Annotated in this window: 19 protein-coding genes; 3 read left to right on the forward strand and 16 right to left on the reverse strand. The window is 46.1% G+C overall.

Going from position 1 to position 18,349, the window contains the following annotated elements:
- Positions 1–121: 121 nt before the first annotated feature.
- The gene (locus tag AC14M5_RS14480) at positions 122–1,708 is read left to right on the forward strand and encodes a hypothetical protein (protein ID WP_484030388.1); all 1,587 of its coding nucleotides are present in this window, start codon (positions 122–124) and stop codon (positions 1,706–1,708) included.
- 27 nt (positions 1,709–1,735) lie between these two features.
- Here the strand turns inward: AC14M5_RS14480 and AC14M5_RS14485 are convergent, their stop codons facing one another.
- From AC14M5_RS14485 to AC14M5_RS14530, 10 genes are all read right to left on the reverse strand, one after another.
- Complete coding sequence (locus AC14M5_RS14485; protein WP_484030389.1) at positions 1,736–2,767, reverse strand: Gfo/Idh/MocA family protein; 1,032 nt, start codon at positions 2,765–2,767, stop codon at positions 1,736–1,738.
- Between the two features lie 15 nt (positions 2,768–2,782).
- Positions 2,783–4,297 (reverse strand): sulfatase family protein, encoded by a 1,515-nt coding sequence (locus tag AC14M5_RS14490; protein WP_484030390.1) that lies wholly within the window; start codon positions 4,295–4,297, stop codon positions 2,783–2,785.
- Between the two features lie 24 nt (positions 4,298–4,321).
- Entirely contained in the window at positions 4,322–4,855 is a 534-nt protein-coding gene (locus tag AC14M5_RS14495; protein WP_484030391.1) for a hypothetical protein, read from the reverse strand.
- Between the two features lie 138 nt (positions 4,856–4,993).
- Positions 4,994–6,031, reverse strand: coding sequence for a sulfotransferase family protein (locus AC14M5_RS14500; RefSeq protein WP_484030392.1), 1,038 nt, complete (start codon positions 6,029–6,031; stop codon positions 4,994–4,996).
- Entirely contained in the window at positions 6,028–6,720 is a 693-nt protein-coding gene (locus AC14M5_RS14505; protein WP_484030393.1) for a hypothetical protein, read from the reverse strand. Before AC14M5_RS14505 ends, AC14M5_RS14500 begins: the two co-directional genes overlap by 4 nt.
- Positions 6,654–7,103 carry a hypothetical protein gene (locus AC14M5_RS14510; protein WP_484030394.1) on the reverse strand — a complete coding sequence of 150 codons (450 nt, stop codon included), beginning with the start codon at positions 7,101–7,103 and terminating at the stop codon, positions 6,654–6,656. The genes AC14M5_RS14505 and AC14M5_RS14510 overlap by 67 nt, the downstream gene beginning before the upstream one ends.
- Positions 7,104–7,161: 58 nt before the next feature.
- On the reverse strand, positions 7,162–7,761 hold the full coding sequence (locus tag AC14M5_RS14515; protein WP_484030395.1) for a hypothetical protein: 600 nt from the start codon (positions 7,759–7,761) through the stop codon (positions 7,162–7,164).
- A gap of 110 nt (positions 7,762–7,871) precedes the next feature.
- Positions 7,872–9,326 (reverse strand): hypothetical protein, encoded by a 1,455-nt coding sequence (locus AC14M5_RS14520; protein WP_484030396.1) that lies wholly within the window; start codon positions 9,324–9,326, stop codon positions 7,872–7,874.
- A gap of 179 nt (positions 9,327–9,505) precedes the next feature.
- On the reverse strand, positions 9,506–10,402 hold the full coding sequence (locus tag AC14M5_RS14525) for a bestrophin-like domain (protein WP_484030397.1): 897 nt from the start codon (positions 10,400–10,402) through the stop codon (positions 9,506–9,508).
- Positions 10,402–11,013 carry a hypothetical protein gene (locus AC14M5_RS14530; protein WP_484030398.1) on the reverse strand — a complete coding sequence of 204 codons (612 nt, stop codon included), beginning with the start codon at positions 11,011–11,013 and terminating at the stop codon, positions 10,402–10,404. The genes AC14M5_RS14525 and AC14M5_RS14530 overlap by 1 nt, the downstream gene beginning before the upstream one ends.
- 324 nt (positions 11,014–11,337) lie before the next feature.
- Between AC14M5_RS14530 and AC14M5_RS14535 the strand changes: the two genes are divergently transcribed.
- Positions 11,338–12,009, forward strand: coding sequence for a GntR family transcriptional regulator (locus AC14M5_RS14535; RefSeq protein WP_484030399.1), 672 nt, complete (start codon positions 11,338–11,340; stop codon positions 12,007–12,009).
- A 19-nt stretch (positions 12,010–12,028) separates the two neighbouring features.
- Positions 12,029–13,393 carry a serine hydroxymethyltransferase gene (locus AC14M5_RS14540; RefSeq protein ID WP_484030400.1) on the forward strand — a complete coding sequence of 455 codons (1,365 nt, stop codon included), beginning with the start codon at positions 12,029–12,031 and terminating at the stop codon, positions 13,391–13,393.
- Positions 13,394–13,562: 169 nt separating this feature from the next.
- On the opposite strand, the gene AC14M5_RS14545 is transcribed toward AC14M5_RS14540, so the two are convergent.
- The 6 genes from AC14M5_RS14545 to AC14M5_RS14570 form a co-directional block, all read right to left on the reverse strand.
- Entirely contained in the window at positions 13,563–14,132 is a 570-nt protein-coding gene (locus AC14M5_RS14545; protein WP_484030401.1) for a hypothetical protein, read from the reverse strand.
- A gap of 91 nt (positions 14,133–14,223) precedes the next feature.
- The gene (locus tag AC14M5_RS14550; protein ID WP_484030402.1) at positions 14,224–14,940 is read right to left on the reverse strand and encodes a hypothetical protein; all 717 of its coding nucleotides are present in this window, start codon (positions 14,938–14,940) and stop codon (positions 14,224–14,226) included.
- Between the two features lie 171 nt (positions 14,941–15,111).
- The gene (locus AC14M5_RS14555) at positions 15,112–16,065 is read right to left on the reverse strand and encodes a glycosyltransferase family A protein (RefSeq protein ID WP_484030403.1); all 954 of its coding nucleotides are present in this window, start codon (positions 16,063–16,065) and stop codon (positions 15,112–15,114) included.
- Between the two features lie 74 nt (positions 16,066–16,139).
- Positions 16,140–17,051, reverse strand: coding sequence for a glycosyltransferase family 2 protein (locus tag AC14M5_RS14560; RefSeq protein ID WP_484030404.1), 912 nt, complete (start codon positions 17,049–17,051; stop codon positions 16,140–16,142).
- A gap of 130 nt (positions 17,052–17,181) precedes the next feature.
- A complete protein-coding gene (locus AC14M5_RS14565; RefSeq protein ID WP_484030405.1) occupies positions 17,182–18,000 on the reverse strand; it encodes a cytidylyltransferase domain-containing protein in 819 nt (272 codons plus the stop codon).
- Between the two features lie 9 nt (positions 18,001–18,009).
- The gene (locus tag AC14M5_RS14570; protein ID WP_484030406.1) at positions 18,010–18,327 is read right to left on the reverse strand and encodes a LapA family protein; all 318 of its coding nucleotides are present in this window, start codon (positions 18,325–18,327) and stop codon (positions 18,010–18,012) included.
- Between the last annotated feature and the right edge of the window lie 22 nt (positions 18,328–18,349).

Here is an 18,349-nt window from a genome sequence, read left to right on the forward strand (position 1 = left end):
AACCTATCAAAGCCCTGGCTTTTATTCGCCTAGCTGTGCCCCTACAAATTTACGCAAGGGCAAATTATACTCCAAAATTCAGTCAATGAATTTTGGAACCCTACGATATAATCCCAAAGCTATGAACTCCAAAACTGTATGTAATTCACTCTTTGCGCTGCTTATGTTTGGTTATATTTACTATTGTTACCGTTATATCTCGGCGACCAGTTTTGTCATCGAAGAAAAAACCTATTACGTGCTCTTCGATGACGCGATGATCTCCATGCGCTACGCCTATAATCTCGCGCACGGACTTGGCCCCGTTTGGAACGCGGGCGAACGAGTGGAGGGTTTCACCAATCCGCTTTGGGTCGGGATTATGGCCCTCATACATCTTTTGCCGATTGGATTGAACGAAACGGGACTCTACATCCAAATCCTCGGCGCCTCCCTCCTGACCTTGAACCTGTTCCTCGTCAAAAGCATTATCGAACACTTTACAGATGAGCCCCTCGCCATGCTCTCCGCTGTAGCATTGACCGCCTTCTATGCGCCGCTCAACTCCTTCGGCTTGCTCGGTATGGAAGTGAGCCTGCTAACCTTGATGTTAAGCACGGCCGTCTGGCTGGCCTTGAAAAGCGGAGAGAAGTTCAATATTTGGCTCTACGTTTTGCTGGCTGTATCAACCTTAGTCCGCTTTGACATGGCGGTGCCATATGTGGTCATCTTGGCAGTTTTATATTTCACGCAAAAAGAAAATCGCAAACGACATCTTATTTGGGGACTTGGGCTTTTAGTTGTATTTCTCGGTGCCCAAACCCTTGCGCGTTATCTATATTACGGCGAACTACTCCCCAATACTTACTACCTCAAAGTGGAAGGTTGGAATACCACCCTAAGAATCCTGCGCGGATTATATGCTCTTGTTCAATTTATCTATCATTCGAATTGGGTACTGATTTTCATCCCCTTCTCCATTTTTATCTTCCGCCGAGATTGGAAAGCGATCTTGCTGGCCCTCGTTGTCGCAGGGCAAATGACCTATTCCGTTTATGTGGGCGGCGACGCCTGGGAAAATCATGGCGGAGCGAATCGCTATATTGTCATAGCAATGCCTCTATTCTTAATCGCCTTCAGTTGGTCAGTGGCGGAACTGCTCAAGAAAGCCGCGAGCAGTTTCACGGTCAGGGTTGCGGCGGAGGTTGGGTGGAGAATCGTCTTCGTGGTGCTTTTCGTTTTCTCCATCCTCAACTTCAACACCCTGCTCGGCGATTGGAAAGCCATTGAACGTTGGAATCTGGCACGCAGGCCCGACTACGTGGCCGGCGGCGACCGCAACTTGCAGATCGCGCTTGCGCTGGAAAACATCACCCAGCCCGGTGCATCCATCGCGGTGGTCGGTGCTGGGACTATTCCATACTTATTGCCAGATCGTTACGCGATAGACATTCTCGGAAAAGCGGACCCCTATATCGCGCATCAAAATGTCCGCACATCAATGGGCATCCCTGATATCCCTAACATGCGCCCCGGTCATATGAAATGGGATTACGCCCACACCTTCGGCGAGCTCAAACCTGATGTCATCATCTCCCTTTGGGAAGACACTGCCGAGGAAGCTGCACCTTATCTGGAAAATTATGTATATGTATCAATCGCCAAAGGCATAAAGGTCTTTTTACGAAAAGATTCAACAAAAATACTGTGGAATGAAGTGTACAAATAAGCGTATCCTTAGTGTGCGGCGCATTTTTTACAATGCGACCAGCCGCCCCGTGTTTTGTGATTCATGCACCGCAGAGATCAACTTCATCACGCGCACCCCGTCTTCCAAAGAGCAGGATGGTGTAGCTCTGCCATGCACAACATCCACAAAATGCTTCATCTGCTCCATGAACATGACGTTCCGCTCCCACCCCGCCGGTAGCGGATACACTTCCCAATCGCCCTCACCCCTTGCCTCTCTCCCCGAGGAAGATGGGTTGGGGTGAGGGGAAGCCCGATAGGTGGATGTCGCACCGTCTGGGAGATTCCACTTGAGTGTTCCTTTGGTACCAATGATCGTGAAATAATGCTCCGGTGGTTGTTGGTTGAAATCCAAATGCAGGCTTCCCAATGCACCGCCTTCAAAACGCAGACCGATTTTGGCGGTATCCTCCACATCCACTTCGAGATCACTTAATTTGGCAGTAAATCCCCAGGCTGATTCAACCTTCCCCACCAGCCACGGAAGATAATCCAGCGAGTGACATTGAGTCCCGATCACGCCACCGCCCATGTCTGCGCGGGCTGCGTATCCCTTGCGATAATCCTCCCATGGATGCCAGGCGGGCAGATATTCACCAAAATGAACATGGGCCGAAATGACACGTCCGATCTCGCCATCAGAAATCAATTGCTTGGCCCGTACCAAGCCCGGATGAAAACGGAATTGAAAAGCGACCAGAACTTTCGATCCACTTTTCTTCACGGCGTTTTGCAGCACATCCAATCTATCCATCGAATGTGAGATCGGCTTCTCAAGCAGAATATGGCAACCCGCTTGCGCGGCAAGAATGGCAACATCCAGATGCATGGCCGTTGGGTTGGAGACGATGACCGCATCAGGCTTATGCTTTTTCAACGCTTCCTGCAGATCAGTTTCCTGCGGGAAACCTGCCAGATCCTCTTCGGGCATGGTGCTTCTGCCTGTGCGATATAAAACAATATCCTTTTCACCCAATGCCACAAGATTGCGCATGTGACGTCGTCCGATAGAGCCAAGGCCTGCGATTAAATATTTCATTCAACATCCTTTATCTTATTTCACGTATGGCTTGTTTGCATCCGAGAGAGAATCAAGCAACTCTTCCTTCATGATATCTAGAATTGCAGGCTGTGCAGGATAGAGATCATTCATTTCCTCAATATCCGCTTCGACATCATACAACTCAAAAGCATCCCCAGCCTCATAACCTGTATAGTATATAAGTTTATGGGTGCCTTTCCTTAAGGCTACCGTAGCTATGTTCAGGGGGCCAAAGGATGAGTTCCTTTGCGCCTCAACAGTAAAACTGCCCCTCTCATAATCCTCCACGCCGCCAAGCTCTGGCAAGGGGACACCTTCTGCCCAGTCAGGAATGGGGTTGCCCGTCAATTGTGCGATGGTTGGCAGAACATCCACAGCATTGGTAGGGGCATACACATCGCGGCGGGTATTTTGCCCTGGAGTGGAAATCAGCAGCGGAATTTGTGCAACCGGGGCGTAGAGTAAAGGAGTTATATGACCAACTTCTCCACGTTCAAACATCTCCCCATGGTCGGCAGTCACGATCACATAGCTATTCTCAAAAACGCCCTCTTTTTCAAATGTATCGAAAAGATTCCCGATTTCCCAATCAATCGAAGCGACATACTCATCATAAGCCTTGCGTGCCGAGGCGAGCCGGGTATTAGTCGAATGGCTTGAGAGCCGATGAACAGGCTTTTTAATGGGGCGAAAATTATCGTTAAACTCGTTGTAAAATCTGCTGGCCGCGCGGTACGGGGCATGAGGCGGATATAGATGAATGTATGCGAATGTTGACTGTAAACCTGGCACAAGAGAAGCCAGGCCGTCAAATAAATCCTCGAGCTTGAAATATAGGGGATAATTTTCGTTGTTTGGCAATCCCCTAGGGTAGCCTTCCTTAGAGAGACGAGCCGCATCCCTGTAATACATTGCGCTTAGCAAGGGAGCCAGGAAGAGAGAAGCCTGCTCATGCTCTTTAAATACAAAATCATCCAGCGCTCGAGTTGCCATGTTGGTATCGTTTGGAAGCATTTCACCTTTCATGTAATCCAAGGAGCCATATAAGCTGGAAGGCAAAAGCGTGTCAATATCCTCTACAAATTGCGAGACTATGAGATCCGCCCAGGCGTTTTGCGGAAAAGCCAGGCGTTGATAATCCGTTCCCACGGCGCGGAAAATATTTTTATCCACCATGCTTTGCTGTACCATGCCGCGATGATTAATGGCCCGATGCGTCCATGGATATGTACCTGTCAACAAGGAAGCTGTCGCAGGAATAGTAAAATTCCCGCCCCCGGAGTGGGAATGATAAACAATAGCGTGTTCGGCAAATCGCTCCAAATTTGGAGTAGTGGGGCGTGGATATCCATAGACTGAGAGATTTCGAGCGCTCATCGCATCGAACAAAAGGATGATCACATTCGGCTTGGATGCATCGGACTGCCCAAGGGTTTTCCCAGCCCAGGAGGCGACCTGTGGAAAAAAAATGGCTGGAGCTGCGCCCCCAGCTATTTTCAAAAAACTGCGACGGCTTATTTTAGACATGACTTTACCTTTTCCATCCATTCATCAAAAAATATTTCTAATGAGCACTACAACAAGAGCAATGGCGCTGAGAGGAAGAGAGATCAGGAGAAACACTTCAAATTGTTCAGCAGCCCGCTCCAGGAATTTTGTTACGAATTTTATGCGGGCCAGGAGAAAAACTAAAGCAAGGATCAAGACAAATACGAGAGGCGCCCATTTGAACAATGGGTAGGGAAAATCCTCCTCTGTGTTGATATGGCTGGAGATATATCCTGCATAGCCAAGCCCCAGCGAAACCAGCAAAACGCCCTTTGCAACAAACTGCTCAAAAAACCATTTCCCCGGCAGAATCATACTCAACACAACCGGCACAGAAACGATCATCAGGCTTTCAATGAGGTTTACCACTACCATATAGGAGAAGATGACTCCAACCTGCCCGATTGTTGAATAATTAATCAAACTCGGAACTCGCCAGAAAAACTTCAGCATGGAAAACCCATAAATAACCACCACAATAACCGAATAAACTGGCGTTAATTGTTTTAGTGAAGGAAAACGGCTTGCAATGTTCACAATTACCTCACCTAAATCTTTTCTCAAAAGTTATACGTACCCATAGTATGTGCGGCCTACACAATTGATTGTTTTCAGCAAAAAGCTTGCAGGCGGCTGGATTATATCTTGTTTGTTTTTGTAGAAAATTTAAGGGTTTCACCAATTCATCTCCTTCTCGTATTTCCACCTCACCAGCATCTCACCCGCGACTTCCTTGAAAATGGATTTGTCTTTTGGTGTGAACAAACGTGACCAGTTCCCAGCTTGCCCTTTTGGGAGAAAGGATGCGATTCCTTCATTACGTTTGGCCTGCCACTCCTCATCGGGGTTGGATGTCATTTCAGCTTTTATCTCCTTTTCAAGAGACTTGCTGATTCTTTTCACACCAAGGAATTTCCAGAGTTTGCTCATTTCATCAAACGGTTGGGTTAATAAGTCTTCATAACGTATTCCAAAATAATTTTTACCAAGCAATCTGCGCGCTTCGTCTTCGGTTTCTTTCAGGTTTTTTACCCATCCTTGAGCCACGCGGCGGATGAAGGTTTCGGTGAAGATCGAGCGGCGTCCATCTGAAAATGGAGCAGGATCAACTTGCAGGTCCGCAACGATGCGTTTGTCTTCCGCGCTCAAAAATTTGGATTCTTCCACAAAGTTACGAAAACGCTCCGAGATCAAAACATCCCGCCCATCGCGAACTATGTAAACCAGTTTCGCGTCAGGGTAGACCGCGTGCAAGTCACGCACAGCCTGCCCATGAATGGTGGATGAGGGACTCTTATCCCCAACGATCATCTTACCTTCACGAGCCGCATCACGCTCCATGATGAAATCCGCTGTTGCACGCAAAACCAAGGGCGAGAGGTCGCGTCCCTGATTCCAGCGATTGGACTTGCGCGTTAACCACTCCTCCGCTTCGGGCGTATTCACAAGGGATTTTAGCAACGGCTGGCGCGTGAAGAAGTGCGCCTGATAATTGCAGTGCACTTCGGGATGCAAACGCGCAAGACGCATGAGGAGCGTCGTTCCTGAGCGGGCATGACCGAAGATAAAGAACTTCTCGCGCGGGAAGAATTGCTTGATCTCCGCTACTTCCTCAGGCGTGATGGCAGGAATGGGGTTGCGCTGTTTGTTTTTAGGATCGCCCTTGAGGAGGATGCGGGCGGCGGAACGGAGGCGATATAATAACTCCATCATTTCTCCACACTCGGTTTAAACAGACTATTCCATCTAAGGAGTGTTACTTTTGCTTCCTCTTTTGTTCTCGACGAATAAATCGCATCATTATCTAGCCAAGATATGTAGTCACTATCGATTATCTTTTCGCAAGGTGACATTTCCCAAAACTGTCTCAATTCTTGCTTCACGAATGGCGCGGCTTGATATACGATGTTAATCTCAATCCAGTGTCCATTATGAGCAGATGCAGGATAACATTCAACTTGTGCGAACTTCGCGCCATCAGGGGCAGGTTCTTGCTGTACGATTATCCGACCTACTTTTTCTTCAATAAGTTTATTTGTAATTAAGAACGCTGATGCGGAAATCAGTAGAACAATTGACAAAATAAACGGGATACCAAACAATAACGATGGGACATAAAAAATAGCGTCAACCCACCTGCTGAACGCCGTAACCTTTTTCTTGAAGATCAAGATCGTTATTCCAATAACACCAACAGCAGGAGGAAAGACCAGGTTAGCCCACGCGTTGTTCCAAGAATATCCAGTTAACAGTCCAAAGCATAACAACAATCCTAGCACCAAATCAACTACAAGGATTATTTTCCATTTGGCATTATTTATTTGTAATGCCATAATTACCTCTTCCAATTCAACATGACCAACCCAGCCAGGCAAACAAATATCCCCATGATATTTACCCATGAAATTTTATCTTTGAAAAAGAAAATCGCTATGGGAAGCAGGATCAACGACGCCACCACGTTGGTCAGGACTGCGGCAATTCCCAAATTCCAGCCTGAGCGATAAACCAATAAAAAGCCAAATTCAATGCCAACGACGGCGATGGCAAGCCCGATACTGGCCCAGTTGAGTTGTTTGAGTTCGGTTAAGATGCCATTTGTCGCGGGGAAGAAAAAGAATCCGAGCAGGGTGACGACAAAGGCAACCGCATATGTTACCAATAAAGAAATCGTGAAGTTCACATTTGACGGTGTGCTTTTCGCAACAAAATGATAGAGAGCGCTGGAACAGATCGCGAGGGTAATGGAAAAGTAAAAGAGGAACATGGGGTGTTTTTCAATCATGTCAGTTTGTCATAAAAGCGATCCGCTCCAGAAAATGCAAGCGGAAAGGCTCTCAAAATTATTCAAAATTGATCGTTTCTTTCGTGATCAGGATGTGATAGGTAAGGTTGGCATCGGTCAGACATAAAATATCACTTCCTGTCTTTGCCACGGAGGGTTCGGAGCCTGTGATCCAGGCCCAGCCCCAATAGCAGCCCACCAAGACCTTGGCGGAAGTCACATTCCCCTTACCGCTACCAAGTGTGTATGAATACGTGACACATTCTTTCTCATCATTTGGGGCACTCATTCCAAACGACAAGTTGACACTTCCCTCTGATACATTCTTAAACTCAACGTTTACCAGTGTTCCTTTTGGCTCAAAATCAGGAGCTTGATTGCAAAGGTCAGCTGTTGGCCCGGCAGCCACAGTAGTGGACGCAAGGGTCGGAAGTGGAGGCAAAGTCGGCGGAAGAGTTAATATGGGTGCAAGTGTTGATGTAGGTGGTGCAACAGTAGCAGTGGGCATTGCAGCTTGTGTCTGGGTAATGGAAATCCACGCATCTGCCATGGCTGTATTTGCGATGTCTTCAGCACTCATGGTCGGCTCGGCACTGCCACACGCTGATATGAGAGTGGTAATAAGTATCAAAAGGATGGTTAGATATTTCTTTTTCATTTGTTCTCCAAGACCCTATTTTTACCACAAAGGCCACGAAGAGACACAAAGGTTCTTAACCGCTAAGAGTGCCAAGGTCGCGAAGTTTTAAAGGTTTTTTCTTGGCGCTCTTAGCGGTTCATTTTCTCTAGAATTTTCAAAATAAATTCTGCGGTTCTCTTGCCAGACATTCCATCAGTAAACGTGATTTCATCTTCGACGAATTTCCGCCTCTGTTCCGCGTCGACAGTTGGATCCGTTAAATAGAGATTCAGCGCATCCCGAAGTTGATTCTCGTTTTCCGCCACACGTCCCGCTTTCGCATCACGGAATCTTTTATGCGTGGGCCAATCGCCGATTTCTTTCAAAGATAAAGAGAATTTCTTTGGCTTGTTCCATCCACCAGGAACATCAATCGTCGCAGCGATCATAGGGGTATCATGCGCTGCTGTTTCTACTAACATGGTCGAATAGACAGTGACCACCACATCCGAATATGCCATCATGGACGATTTCTCGTCCATGTCTTCGCCGCCATAATAGCCGAGTGACCCGCCCAGCGCCACAGGCTGGACGACATGTACATGCGGATATTTCTTCTCCAACTCAAACACGCGCGCACGTTCTTCGGCGAAGATCTTCGGCTTGTCTTGAAAGTGACTTGGGTGCAAGCGGATCAACAATTGCGAAGGTTCCGCCAGCGAATCGGACGAAACCAGTTTTGCCAACGCTTCGATGTTCGGATAGTTCGGCGCGAAATGGACAAAACTGCTGGCGTATGAGATCAACTTACGTTTGGGGTCGAGTCCATGAAGTTTGAAATAGTCATCACGCGGCATGAGCCACTGCTTGCGGAAATATCCGTCATACGAGGGAATGCCGCCCACATGAACATGTTCAGGATTCCAATCTGAACCTTTGATGAGTTCTTCCTTTTGCAATTCAGACCAACAGGTCGCCCACTGCACATCTGCGCCTGAGACGTTGTATGAGGATGAATTATCCCAGCCAACGATGACGGTCATGTTCAGGATTCCGCGTTTGGCGGATTCACGCAGGAGGTAACGGTCCATGCGCCAGCCTGGGGTCGAAGCGATGACCATGTCAGGTTGATATTTGTCAAAGAGGTCAGTATACAGGCCCGGGGTCGGAGTGAAGCTGTTCTGCATCCGCACTAAAAGTTTGCGGGCGAAGGAAAAATTCCGCAGGAGAAGAATCATCAGCGCGGAGGGAATCCAAATACCCAAACGGAATTTCCAGCCGTTCTCCGCCCAGACTTCCCAGATGTGGCTGTCCATGGCTTCGGTGTTGATGTGGCGCGAGCCGCCGACGCGGCGCAGGTAGGCTAGCAGCCATTGAAGGCGTGGTTGCATTTTTTTTGCGTACTCATTGGCTTGCTTTAAGCGTAAACCTTCAAAGACGAGTCCGTTCTGCTTAAAACGTGAGGCGATCTTTTCCCTGGTATCGTCGTCGGTGAGGACGATAATCTCAACGCCCGCAGCGAGCAGAGTCGGGACGATGTCGCTTTGCAGGAAGTAGATGATTGCCATGCCGTGGTCGGCGGAGATGAAGATTCGTTTGGTCACTGAGCTGATTTCGATTCTTTCTTAACTGGAGTTTGATTCTGTTTCGAGGAGTATTTTTACAACGTCAGTTCTGAAAACTAGACAGAAAAGTTCGCTTTCCCCAATAGAAGCGGTCATAGATTTAGTAATAAAGCATCTCTTAATATGTTATTCGCAAATTACTAAATTGTAATGCTCGCCTATAAGATCTTTTTTTGTCGATTCTTATTAGATTTCTTTTGCTTATAACTCAACGAAAGTACAGGTTCTTGCATATCTATATTCATAAGTACCCGATTCCAAGACTCAGGATCTATTTTCCAAACACCTCCAAAAGGCTCGTCAAAATCCTCAATAATAAGATAAATAAAAATCACTAATAAAGTTACACCTAGTATTAAAATACTACTCAAAAGACTCGCTTGAGATGCAAAACCTATAATATAAAATGGAGTTATAAATATTATAGAAGCAAGAAGTGCAACAAGTCGCAAACTCTCAAATAATCTCTGACTGGCTAAGTCAATCCGATTAGCGCGGATATCTACAAGCTCTCTTATCTCATAGTATATTTCCGATTCAATGAGCCCCAGATCAGATGAACCTTCCTTTTTTGACAACAAAAACGATTGATGCAACCTTCTAATATCCTCAAGAATTTTGTCGCCTTCTATTCTTGCATTATCTGATCCTTGCACATTATTTGACCCCTTAACTTCACTTGAATAATGGTTAATGACATGTACAACATAATCACGTAATAACTGAGCTATTTCTCTTCCAACAGAACCATTACTAATTTGCAAATAACGAACATCCTCATAAAGCAACCTTACTGCGTTTGCTTCCTTATCAAATTCTCTATCAATCTTGTCAAGTTGTTCCCAAACACGAATCAATATTAATGGCAAAAGCACTCCATAGAGAACGCCAAACCATCCAATAAAATTTGACACAAAAACATATGTTTCGGAATTTAGTAATTCATTATTAGGCTGATCAAAATAAACAACCAAAATTCTAACTAGAAAGATTGAAATCAGAAAATAATACACATAATTGAAAGAAAATTGTTTTCTAAATTTTGGAGTTTTCATCAACGTGCTCCTTTATTCAAAAATGTAGCCACGAAATTTGAAAGATATGATATAGCAACAATAAGCAATAAGATGACAGTAGCTACCAAGTACCAATTGATATCAACGATTTTTCTTCTGTGAAAAACCCCCGCGCCTCTCACGTCAACATTGCAATTTCTAATTTCATTATTTAGAGTCGTAATTACAATAATCAAATCATGACCACTATTAATATATTCTGGAATAACACGACAATAATTTATTCTTCGGCTGCTTGTAGGTATTTTTATTTTGTCATCTGTCAAAAATCTAGAATTAATCTGAACATCATATATCCTTGCTTTTGCATCAAAAGAAATGTCAATTTCAGGCTCTTCTATCTCATCTAAACCAACATTCTTTATAAAGATAGTATGTTTGTATGCACTTGTGAGTGCGAGATTTGAACGCCCAACTTTTGTGAAAACGGGAACCAGATTAGAGATTTCAGGATTAATTAATTCAGTCTGAAGGATTCTGGTTTCAATAACCTTTCCCCGTTTTTTAATCCAAAACTGAAATAAGATAGAGAGAATAAGAGCTAATATCCCTCCTCCAATAAAGATTTGAAATAAGGCATCTTCTGGCATACACTGTCCTCTTTACTGAGCCTTTGTTTTCACATGAACTAATAAATCATCTAGCAATTATATACTATGAATAATACCAACCGAAAATCTTGTTATACACCGCCAGCAACATCTTCTTGATTACAGGTGGTGCTCGATATACCTTCGGCTACTCGACCACCGAGGCACTCTAGGAATAATACCAGCAAAAAATCTTGTTATACACCACCAGAAAAATTTTCTTGACGAAGTCCAACTTCCAGCGTTTGACATCAATCACCAAAAACCTTGACTCAAATCGTATACGATATTACAATCTTTACATAATCGTATACGATTTGATTTATGGCTTCTCTCACCCCTTCTCCAAACCCTACTCTTGTTATTGCAAAAGAATCAATTGCAGACTCCCTGCGCGCTGATATTTTGCGCGGCAATTTAAAAAGCGGGCAGGCTCTTAAACAGGATGAAATCGCCGCTCAATTTGGTGTGAGCAAAATTCCTGTTAGAGAGGCTTTGGTTCAATTAAAAGCAGAGGGACTTGTCAACTTTTATCCCAATCGAGGGGCGTTCGTCTCAGAATTATCAGCTGCTGAGGCGGATGAAATCTATGTGATGCGAATTGCGTTGGAAACCGCTGTCCTGGCGCGAGCGATTCCCAACCTGACCGTTGCTCAGTTGAAACGTGCCGACGAAATTCTTGACGCAATCGATCAAGAGGAAAATATTGCAAAGTGGGGCGAACTGAATTGGGAGTTTCATGCAACATTGTATGCCCCTGCTTCGTTACCGCGCCTCATGGACACAATCAAAGCATTGCATGTGAATATCGCCCGCTATTTGGTTCTCTATCTGGCGGGAATGGCTTATCAAAAAAAATCCCAAAAGGAACATCGCGCAATTCTCGCGGCATGTCGGCATGGAGAGACAGAGAAAGCCGTTACAGTTCTTGAAGTTCATCTTCGCGGTGCAGCCGAGCATTTGGTTGCATATCTGAACAAACAGGAAAGTTTATAAGTAAAGAAGGAGATAAGCCATGAAGGAAATCGATACCACTCAATTTGAAGTCCATGATCGGGATGTGTTGGCAAATGCCAGGTCCATTATGAGCGCGACAGAATCTCCAAGGATGTGGGCACAGGCTGTCATCGATGCGGTCAAACGGAATGAAGAATGGCGCGGCGAGCGTTGTCTCAATTTACTGGCGCCTGAAGCGCCAACCAGCCCAATGGTACGTGCTTTGCTTTCCTCCGAAATTGGGACGCGCGCGGCTGAGGGGCACATTGGCAGAGTCAACCGCTGGTTTGCTGGAACCCAATATATCGATGAAGTTGAATCGCTCTGTGTTGAATTATTGAAGACCGCGTTTCGTTGCAATTATGCCGACCATCGTTTGATGGGCAGTATGCTCGGAAACATGACGGTCTATCATGCGTTTACCCAACCAGGCGATATCATTATGTCTGCGCCGCAGCCTTTTGGCGGACACTCCAGCAATCGTTATGACGGACCCGCAGGAACACGGGGCGTCAAGATTTTCGATGTCCCTTTCAACATGGACGAACTCGAAGTTGATATCGATGGCTTCGCAAAGCTTGCCCGTCAGCACAAACCGAAACTCGTCGTTATGGGCATGTCTATGACGCTCTTCCCCCTGCCTGTACGCGAGATGAGTCAAATTATTTCAGAATGGGGCGGGAAATTTATTTTCGATGGCGCACATCAGGCGGGCTTGATCGCGGGTGGACAATTCCAGGATCCTTTGAATGAAGGAGCTGTTATCCTGACTGGTTCGGCTGGAAAAACTTTCAGCGGACCGCAAAGCGGCATGATCCTGTGGAACGACCCGCAACTTACCAAGCCGATCACTGATACTATTTTCCCAGCCTTAGCCGCCACCCATCAGGTCAACCGCGTTGCAGCGCTCGCAGTTTCCGCGGCGGAGATGATCGAGTTCGGTAAATTCTACATGGCGCAAATTGTGAAAAATTCAAAAGCCCTTGGCAAAGCACTCGATGAGCGCGGGATTCCCATCCTTTGCGCGCACAAAGGCTACAGCCAGAGTCATCAGGTAATTGCCCGCGTCAAACAATTCGGCGGTGGACTCGAAGTCGCACATCGTCTCGCACAGGCCAACATCATCACGAACAAAAACCTTGTCCCGGAAGACAAACCTGAAGATTGGGATCGTCCAAGCGGCCTCCGCATCGGCACGATCGAAGCCACTCGCCTAGGAATGAATGAAAAAGACATGGAAACCATCGCAGGCTTTATCGCACGTGTACTCGTAGAAAAGGAAAACCCAGACGAAGTTGGCAAAGATGTTGTGGATTTCCGTCTACCGAAACAAACCCTATATTACAATTTCGACCACGAATACCCTGCATGGGCACAGGTATAAACGAATGAAGAAGACGGATGCAATTGCATCCGTCTTCTTCATGTAGATGATTGCCATGCCGTGGTCGGCGGAGATGAAGATTCGTTTGGTCACTGAATTGATTTCGCTTCTTTCTGAATTTTGGGTTGATTTTGTTTCGATAGATTTTATCTTCCCTAGGAATTTTGCTCTATTCCATTCCAATCAGACCTAATCCAGATGAAGAGCCAGTTACAAGATAAAAATCCCCATCAGTTTTTTCGTTTACTTGGAATTTGAAATTAAACACTTGAGCCCAAGGAAAACTTTGGCTTTGGTCGAGCAAATGCAGATTATTTTTCCAAAGCGTCATCACCTTGTTCACAACCATCCATGGTTGTACTGACAGCAATCTCTTTTTGTTGATTTCAATAATTTCGATTGGGTGTTCAACTTCGTGATGGTGAAATATCCAATCAGGAAATGTCTTTTTACCATGCTCTAGTTGCCTTGGCATACCCTGATGAAGAATCCCATGCCGCATTATATCCCAAAATATTTTGGCTGTTTTTTCATCTACTTCAAAATCATTGGAAATTTGTTTTATTCGGCTTTTAGAGTCTGCTTTTACTCCTTTAGTTTCAAGTATAGCAATAATGTATCTCTCATAAAGAAATAAGGCAGTTGCAAGAGCAACAAAACTTCCATCCTTATTCGGAATGGCTTGAAGCCATTGTATTGGAGTAACAAACCAATGATTAAAAGATTCTTCTGAGTTCATGACATCTTCCTTTTATGCGAATAGCTTAAGAAACCAACGAATCTGGCTAACAAACTCATAAACTCTAACTGGCGACTCTAATAGAGCTTGATCATCTATTGCACTTGGTAACGAGTCGAAATTCATCAAAAGCTTTTTCCCACTCAGGATCCACAGTATTATAGTGATCACGGTAAACATAATTAAAAGTCTCAAAGCTGTATTTGGACATCGGGTAAAAAACTATGCATATTTTGCTAGTAGATGTTATTTGTGCCGCTGGATAAAAGCCACATTCATATTCAGCAGTTGAAGAAGCTACTTGCCCGGGTATTTCAAAGTGGTATTCGGATAGGTCATAACCGGGAACTTGCGGGAAATCATCAAAAAAGTGAAGATCGGGTTTCGGTCCATATTGACAAAAGTCATCAGAACCATAATAAAATGGGTCTTCAAGTTTCTGGTTACTGCGAGTATAAAAATTGGGATTGTCTCCTATAACTATCTTGGCCACTTGGATTGACCACAGACTATTATTTTTCACACTGATGGGTAAAGTTTTCACAAGTGAAGCATCAGATGTAATCACAGCATTGGTCACAGTTATAAATGAAGAAATATCACTAATTGTTAAATTGTAGCTGTCTAAATCTCGAATTGTTTCAGTTGGTATAGATGTCTGGGCTGATCTCGGAAGGATGTTTTGACGAAAAAGCACAAAAATCGCCAAGAATAAGCAAGATGCAAAAATTGCTAAAACAACAATAGAAAAAACCATCACTTTCGATTGTTTTCCATTCCGATCTAGTTTAGTCATTTCTTTGTTCATACCTTAGCTCTCACTGAACTTTGTAGAACTCTAGTTCCCAAACCACCAGCAGATTTTAGCATCACAGAATCGAGCTCAACTACGAATAATACCAACTAAAAATCCTGTTACACACAGGTGGTTTCGATACGGGTGGGAAAAGCATCCATCCTACTCAACCACCGAGTTTGCCTACGAATAATACCAACTGAATATCTTGTTATACAGCGCCAGCAAAACCTTCTTGATAAATCCAATCTCCAACACACGGCGTGCAAGCCCTTTTCCCTTTTTACTTTTTACTGTATCTTTCCCCAACTCCCCACGCAAATACCCCAGCGTATTGGACATATTCATCGCCAGTGGATCAGAGACCATCAGGCGCAACAAGCCTGCGTCGTTCATGCGCTTATCCAACTGGCGGACCTGGCCCATCGGTTTGTCCATGTCAAAGGGCAGGAATTGCTGAAGTGTGGATTTATATGCCGTGAACTGCCAGTGTGAGGCTCCCGCCATTGCGGTCACATCTTTATAAGTCAGTCTCCAGTCTCTAGTCTCTGCATAAACCTTTTTATTCTCCTCCTCAGTCTGCCCAAGCGAGAGATTGAATTCGAGGAAGGTCTCCCACGGAATGAATTGACCTTCATCGATGGTCGCATTCTTCTTCGCCCACTCCAGCGTTGATGTGTACAACTCAGGCGGTGTGCGGAAGGGACGCGCGGTCACCATGCCGACGTTTGGGAAGGTTTCGAGAATTTCCACAGAACGCGAAAGCCAGTTCGGGGAAAATAAAACGTCCGCGTCTGTGTAGGCGATGATCTCACCTGGTGCGCCGGTCAACATCACATTCCATGCGCCGCCTTTACCCATGTTTTTTTCGGAGAGGATCAAATATTGAATGCGCCCTTCTTCCTTTTCGTTCACGAGATGCTCGCGTACTTCGGGGCACGAGCCATTATCGAAGACCATCAAGTCGAACGGTAATCCCGCGTCCTTGCGCATGGATTCGAGCGAGACTTTTAAAACATCCAATGTCTCAGCGTAAAAGCCGCTCAAAAATGGAATGTAATTTAATAATGCAACTGTCACCCGCTCGGGACGGGCGACATCTTTGACGAACTTGGCAGGGTTTTGACCTTTACGCATATTTGATTCCTGGTAGGGGCACAGCGGACGGGTTGACGATCAAAATCCTGAATCGTCCCGCTGTGCCCCTACGGTTATTTGAATAATTTCTTAAATCGTTTCTGCCATCTCTTTGGTCTTGCCACGCTCTCGATCATGTCTTCTGGCAAAAAGAAAAATATTGCCCGCAAAAACAATTCGAGCTTACGCATAAAACGCAGCGACGTCATCTTCGGGCGGGTAAGTTTACCATCCACAAGTTGATGGGTTGAATCTAATATCGTGTAACGGATATTTGCCTGTCCGCCCGCGAGGCGAATATTTTCGTTCGTGTCGGGATGCTCATAGTGCGATTTGCCATCAGGCAGGTGACTGTAATCGTGGTTCTGATGCACGATCATGACCGATGGCGTGCAATCAATGACCGGCCATTTTTCTGCGCGGGCTTTGTAGATCATCCAGTTGTCCCAACCTGCGCGGCCAATGGTGAAATTGGGAACGTCTGCGTAACAGGATTTGGGGAAGAGAAAGAAGTCGCTTCCTGCGGGACGGTGGAGGGTACCTGATGCGTAAACCGTATTACGTAATTTTTCCTGCCAACCTTCGGTGAAGTCCATAGGTTGAGTTACATCTAAATCCCAGCGTTGACTTAGCAAAACAAATTTCTTATCCAGCAGCAAGCTGCTGGACTCCAGAGCTGCTTCGAGAAAGTCTGGCATTAAGATCATGTCCGCGTTGATGATGCAGAGTAATTCACTATTGGAATTTTCCTGCGCCAATTGAAACATCGACGAGATCAGCGGCGTGCCAGATTCGTTAAGCGCCACATTGGGGATGTGCTTCACACCAAGCTCACGCGCCGCTTCGGCAAGACCATGCTCCTCGCCGAGCAAAATGACCTCGACGGCGGGGAGCAGACTCCACGATTTGATTGCGTTGCGTTGAATCATCGCGATGTGCGGATCGGTAAACGGTTTGGGAGCGGAGAATAAAGTGATGAGAGGCATATGATTCCAACGTGTCACCCTGAGCCGCTTTTCGGCGAAGGGTCTCTGATTTCACGAAAGAGACTCTCACCTGCACCGAACGCAGGTACGGTGTCGGTCGCGAAGAACGCTCCCTCAGAGCGACACAGTTTTATTTTTTCTTTAACGCCCTCTTATCAATATCTTTGAGCGTCTTATGCTGCACTTCCGCGTTGATCTCCATCAACTTGGGCTCGTTGTGAACCAAATCCAAAACTTCCTTCCAGGTGAAATCATCACGCCCATCGAAGCGACTGTAAACCTGGCGGATGAATTCAAGGTCTTCGGGCGTGTCCACTGTCCAGCGGTAGTCGCCGAAGTCGGTGGTGTGATGGAGCAGGGCAACGTTATATCCGCGTGGGGAAAGGCCAGTTTGCAGTTGGCGGTTTACTGTGGTCAGTTCGACGCCTTCATAAAAATACGGCATGGCATGTTCACGGTGCTGAGGTTCTTTGGCGTCCTTCCATGCTTGCTTCAAGACTTTGAAGGTGCAGGCTTCGACATCCAGGCCAATGGGATAGGTACGAGTCCATGGCGGGGGGAGACGATTGCAGACGAAGTCATACTCATCTTCGATCAAAGTATTGACCACGTCATCAATCAACTCGGGATCAATAACGGGGCAATCCGCGGTGATACGGACAACAACGTCTGCTTTGGCTTGCAACGCGGCTTGATAATAACGATCAAGCACATCAAACAAACTGCCTCGGGTGTAGGGAATGCCGCTAAAGTCGCAGTACTCAGCTACGGGGTCGTCAGAGGCGTCTGTCGTCGTGGCGAAAATAGTTTCGGTAACGGTAGCAGCCCGCGAGGTCCGCACGAAGACGCGAGTCAACATCGGCTGACCCGCAATGTCTGCGAGGATCTTCCCAGGCAAACGGGATGAGGACATGCGTCCCTGAATGATGGCAATGACACGCGGCTTCATGGATTTGTTCTAGGGCATCTCATCGTAATCGGATTCAGGCGTTCTTTTTTCGCCCGAGGCGGGTTTGCGTGACCCAAGCCCGGCTTCCAGGTCCGCCAGTTTCTTTCGGTTTCGAGAATTGGCCAGCCCACTTTTGATGCGGCCGGGCAGCATCACCAAGACTCCGATCAGGAAGCCGACCCCAAGACCGATCAGGACGAACATAGCCAGCGATGCATCCACTGCGTAGCCAAAGAAATTCGCAGAGACCAGGGTGGGATTCTGTAAAGCAAAGAACGCGGCAGCAAATGCCAGGGCAAAAGCAAGAATAAAAGTAATGACCATCATCGTTTCTCCTTTGGTGGATACT

It is taken from the genome of Candidatus Villigracilis sp., from assembly GCF_057083605.1.